5 protein-coding genes are annotated in these 5,403 nt (G+C 49.0%); 1 reads left to right on the top strand and 4 read right to left on the bottom strand.

The window, feature by feature from the left end:
* Nucleotides 1-707 (bottom strand): RNA-guided endonuclease InsQ/TnpB family protein (locus tag ACRCZA_RS09560; RefSeq protein ID WP_438674215.1); only part of this gene is annotated, 707 nt, incomplete at its 3' end.
* Between the two features lie 690 nt (nt 708-1,397).
* On the opposite strand from ACRCZA_RS09560, the gene ACRCZA_RS09555 reads away from it, so the two are divergent.
* Entirely contained in the window at nt 1,398-2,915 is a 1,518-nt protein-coding gene (locus ACRCZA_RS09555) for a glucan biosynthesis protein G (protein ID WP_438674216.1), read from the top strand.
* Nucleotides 2,916-3,042: 127 nt separating this feature from the next.
* Here the strand turns inward: ACRCZA_RS09555 and bioD are convergent, their stop codons facing one another.
* The 3 genes from bioD to ACRCZA_RS09540 all read right to left on the bottom strand — a co-directional run.
* A complete protein-coding gene (bioD, locus tag ACRCZA_RS09550; RefSeq protein ID WP_438674214.1) occupies nt 3,043-3,750 on the bottom strand; it encodes a dethiobiotin synthase in 708 nt (235 codons plus the stop codon).
* A 35-nt stretch (nt 3,751-3,785) separates the two neighbouring features.
* Nucleotides 3,786-4,625 (bottom strand): malonyl-ACP O-methyltransferase, encoded by an 840-nt coding sequence (locus ACRCZA_RS09545; RefSeq protein WP_438674213.1) that lies wholly within the window; start codon nt 4,623-4,625, stop codon nt 3,786-3,788.
* 177 nt (nt 4,626-4,802) lie between these two features.
* Nucleotides 4,803-5,403: aminotransferase class I/II-fold pyridoxal phosphate-dependent enzyme (locus ACRCZA_RS09540; protein WP_438674212.1), on the bottom strand; the 601-nt coding region annotated here is incomplete at its 5' end.

Raw genomic sequence — 5,403 nt, 5'->3', positions numbered from 1 at the left:
AACAATCGAGCCTTTGCTCGGTTGGCACTACCTTTAGTTTTGCGGGACAACTGACGCTGCTTACGTCTGAGGTTTTTCTCAGCGCGTTTTACAAATCGGGGGTTGGCTACCTTTCTGCCGTTTGATTCGATGGCGAAGTGAGACAGCCCTAGATCAACACCTGTCACCTTGCTTACAGTGTGAAGTAAAGCGGGGGCTTCGACTCCATCATCAACCAGAATTGATGCGTAAAACTTGCCTGTTTTACTCAAACTGACAGTAATGCTTTTTACTGCGCCAGTCATTTCACGATGAATATTTGCCCTTACAGGCTGCATCTTGGGTAGCTTCACTGCACCAGCCAGCACTTTTACCCCCACACAGTGGTAGCTCGACTGCTTGCCATGCTTGCGTTTAAATTGCGGGAATTTGGCTTTTAATTTTGGGTTGAAGAAGTTGTCAAAGGCTTGGTGAAGGTTGATCACCGCCTGCTGTAAGGCGATTGAATCATATTGTTTCAACCAGTGGTATTTTCGTGATTTCTTGGCGACTGCAAGCAGTGGTTTTATGTCTTTTTTGGGGTTCAGCGTAATCCCGTGCTTGCGGTACATATGAGACTTTAAATGCAGCGCCTTGTTGTACGCGAACCGCACAGCGCCAAACTGAGCCATTAAAAACTCAGCCTGCTCTTGTGTTGGGTAAATGCGTATTTTGGTTGCTCTTAACATTTGCATCACAATGCTGTACGCATATCCAGTATTTTATATACCTTAGTCAGATTGTCAAGAAGTTGAAGCTTCGCTTCAATCACCTTATATCCCCGCCCTCATCGGGCGAGGGTTTACGGCGCAATGGCTAAGCAAGCTAAAGCTTAGAGTAAATGACGTTAAATAAAATCAAACCGACTTAAGCAAAAGATAACAAACTGGCGGTGTAAAAATCGCCATTTATCGCGCAACAAATTCATGGCCCAACATTGCCATCATTTTGCTCATTCAAGTCGGTTTATATGTTTAAAATTAAAATCTTACTATGTACTCAGCCCTGCCCTCCAAGGTTGCCGCAGCAGTAGATACATTTGTTAAATATGGAGAAAAGACTTGCACCACTTGAGTATCTGCACTAATTTCCTTGACGATCATTTTGATTTACATGGTGAAACTGATATTCATCCTAAGCAGTAAAATCCCATTTACGATGTATTTACCAAAAATGACGTTACTTAAATTCGGGATGACATTGATTGAAAATGCCGCTCCAGCATTAACGGATCATAAAAGTGAGGAGTTTCCATTTTGCAACTGCCGTTAACATTGAATCACACTAACGACTCTTCCGTCTTAAACAGTCAACCACCAGCCAAGCAATTTAAACGCTTTTTACCGGCAGTTTTTGCCTGCGTGCTCGGGGCCAATAACCTGAGTTTAGCGGTTGCTGCAACGACGCCCGCAGAGCCAACGCCACCCGTGCTGCCAAAACAACCTGCCCAATTAAGCCAAACAACGAGCAGCGTTTTTAGCCATGATACTGTGATTTCCCTCGCTCAAAAGCTCTCCCAAGAGCCTTTTAAAGAAGCGCCAAAGGCGCCCAAAGAGCTCAGCGAGTTAAATTATGCCACCTATAACCAAATCAATTATCGTGAAAACTCAGCAATTTGGGGCGGAACACCTACTAAATTTTCAGTACAACTGTTTGCACCAGGTTTTTTATATAAAAATCTGGTCGACATCGACGTTGTCGAAAACAGCCGCACCTCACACATTCCGTTGACCGATACCTCATTTGATGTCCCCAACGACACTATCAAAAGCTTACTCTCTCAAGTCGGTCAATACGCCGGGGTGAGGTTGCATTACCCTATTAATGACAACAACTTGAAAGATGAATTTATCATGTTTCAAGGGGCTAGCTATTTTAAAGCACTGTCTAAGGGCCAAAACTATGGCTTATCCAACCGTGGGCTAGCCATTGATGTCGCCCAGTCAAAGGGGGAGGAATATCCCCTCTTTAAACACTTTTGGGTAGAACGCCCCTCAAAATACCAAACGGCTATCGTCGTGCATGCTCTGCTCGATAGCCAAAGTGTTACCGGCGCCTATCGCTTTGGGATTTATCCAGGAGCCCCAACACGGGTCGATGTGGATGTGACCCTCTTCCCTCGAAAAGATATCCAACATGTTGGTCTGGCTCCCTTGACCTCGATGTTCTTATTTGGCGGCTTAGATACGGCGGATAAAGCGGACTACCGTCCAGCGGTGCATAATTCTGAAGGCTTACAAATCGATCGCGGTAATGGCGAGCGGCTATGGCGCCCCTTGAATAATCCCAAAAAGCTGCAGATCAGCGCTTTTGGTGATGAAGATATTAAGGGATTTGGGCTCATTCAACGCAAGCGTGACTTCGATAATTATCAAGATCTCGAATTACATTATCACCTGCGTCCCTCTGCCTGGATAGAGCCCCTCAATGATTGGGGTAAAGGCCAACTGGTCCTTGTTGAAATTCCTTCAAATTCACAAACTAATGATAATATCGTCAGCTATTGGGAACCGGAGGGTGGACTCAAGAAAGATCAGCCTTACCGTTATTCCTATCGGATCACCTCCGCCGATGACAGCCCTAACATGGTCTCTAAAGTGCGGGTGGTCAGAAGCTTTAAAGGACAAATGCAGGCCAAAGGCAAAGAATTATTGATCGATTACAGCAATATCTCGCCCCAAGATCTGGACAAGATCACTATCGAGGCCGGCATTAGCAAGGGCAAAATTTTGTCTTCAAGGATAGTCGCTCATCCAAATATCAACGGAGCACGGGTATTTTTAACCTTCGAGCCCGAAAACACGCCCTTAGCTGAACTGAGGATCCAACTGATAAAAGATAATAAACCGATTGCCGCCACTTGGCTGTATCGTTGGAACAGTGAAGACTGGCCCTAACCGCCACGAGGCTAACCAAGCGCCTGCGGGCGTGTGAGTGATATAACAAGATTGCGCCTTATACAAAATCGCCAGCGGATGCTGGCGATTTTTTTACCTAGGAGCAGTCGTTACGCCACCATGTGAATTAAGTCGTCATTTGCGGCACCCCTAGGGGAGTCACATCTAAAAAATCTGCTACTTGTTGGGCACTCGGGTGAGTTAAAAATGGCACACATCCCAAAAAAGGAGCACACATCATTTGTTGTAAACTTGCCAGATTTTCATCAAATACGCTCATCTGGGGATCGAGGCGATTGGCAACCCAACCAGCAATCGGTAAACCATCGGCCAGGATCGCCTCTTGGGTTAACAGCGCATGATTTAAGCAGCCTAATTTCATCCCCACCACTAGGATGACGGGGGTTTTTAAATGCTGCGCCACCTCTGAAAGATAATGTCCGTTGCCTAAAGGTAAACGCCAGCCACCAGCGCCCTCAATTAAGCACACATCCGCTCCAGCCATAGCGGATAAATCTAATTGAGCAACTATCGCCTCGGGCGCAATGCTTACCTCGCAGGTTTGAGCCGCAATATGGGGCGCGATAGCCTGTTGAAAACAAATAGGATTCACTTGTTCATAGGACAAAGTTAACGAAGATGCCGCCATCAATTGCAGGGCATCTTGATTGCGTAGGCCTGCAGGCGTCATTGCCGCGCCAGAAGCTATGGGTTTCACGCCCATTGTTTGCCACTGCAGCCCTAGACGTTCACTTGCGCGCTTTAGCGCGATTAACAGCCCCGTGGAGATTAACGTTTTTCCACTGTCGGTATCAGTGCCTGTGACAAAAAACATGTTATATCCTTATTAAACAAGGTATGAGATGAGGTTTACTCGGCTAGACGCCGAGCCCGGATCTGCACTATTTGATAACTTAACGGTAAACCTTGCGCTTGGCGCAAGCCTTCGGCGTCCTCGGTTAATGCGCGCCAATCCCTGCGTCCGCGTAGGCGATGGGGAGCCGCGTGCCCATGGGCTGTTGCAGGAGACGGGACAGACGCCCCGACCCCTTTGATGGAATACAGTAATGCCTTGAGACTATCAAAGTGCACTGTCATCGGCACTAAGGCGCAGTCATAGAGTTGCCATTGCTTTGGATCAAAACTCGTTAACATGCTCTCCATCGTGGCAAACCCATTGACTCGCAAGCCTAAAGCCGATAATTGCGGCAAGCTGCCATCGGCCACTATTGCCAGGTGGCATGTTCCCTGCGGCTTTAGCACGCGCGCCATTTCGGCAATGGCGAGCGGGAAATCAGCGCACCATTGCAAGGCTAAATTGGAATAGATGCAATCCATCGTGCGATCACCAAAGGGCAATTGCTCGGCATCGGCGCACACTCGCTGGTAGTCGGGATAATTTTGCTGCAGTTTTTGCAGCATGCCTAAGGCAATATCTAGGGCAAAAACAGTTAAGGCTGGCGCAGCTATCGCGCTTGCAGGATTGTCACTAGCAATATGGGCACCCTTGGCCGCAGAAAAACAGGTGCCAGGGCCCGCGCCTATGTCTAAAAGCCGCCCTTGTGCGGTCAATCCCGCGACAAGACGCGAGGCACTGAGGCGCTGCAGCGGATTATGCTGCTGATAACTATTGGCTGCGGCAGAAAACCGCTCGGCAATGGACAAACTCGCCACTCCTGGGTTAACCGCACTTGACTCGATAAGGCTCATCACCATTTACTCTCTACTACTCACTGCACCTGCATATTGTGACAGGCGATATCAAGGATGGCCTCACGGCTTGTGGTACATGCGCTTGCAGCCGCCGATCTGCGGCGTGGCCATTGTTTGCTCGATGCGCAGAGCCGTCCGAGATCTGCTACGGCGCCAAACCTTATTCACCAAACCTTATTCACCAAAGTGCAGCGCTTGGGCAAGGGCATTAACACAATGGGCAATATCCTCAGGACGATGAGCGGCACTCAACGTGATACGCAGTCGCGCGGAGCCCACTGGCACTGTTGGCGGACGAATAGCACCAACCCAGATCCCCGCTGCCCTGAGTCTGGCGGCAACGGATAAGGTTTGCGCGACATCACCAATAATCACTGGCTGGATCGCGCTGGTAGAGCCCAGTAACGGGATCTGCGCCTCTTCGCATAAGCGCTTAAATAATTCAATATTGTCAGCCAGTGCCGCGCGCAGTTCCGGATGAGCAACACAATGATCAACGGCAGCGAGTGCCAGCGCAGCGCTGGCACTCGACAGTGCCGTGGAATAAATGTATTCACGGGCGTTACTCACCAAAAATGCTATGAGAGCATGGCTTCCTAAAATCGCCGCGCCCTGACGGCCTAAGGCTTTACCAAAGGTCACGATTTGCACGTCCATTCGCGTTGCAGCGCGGCCATCATCAAAGCCCGGCAGCACCCCAAAACCATGGGCATCATCGACGATAAGCCATGTCCGGTGCTGCCGACACAGTGCCGCGAATGCCGCCAGCGGCGCA

It is taken from the genome of Shewanella sp. (assembly GCF_051658185.1).
Taxonomy (GTDB): Bacteria; Pseudomonadota; Gammaproteobacteria; order Enterobacterales; family Shewanellaceae; genus Shewanella.
This window is presented reverse-complemented; position numbering and strand designations above follow the sequence as displayed.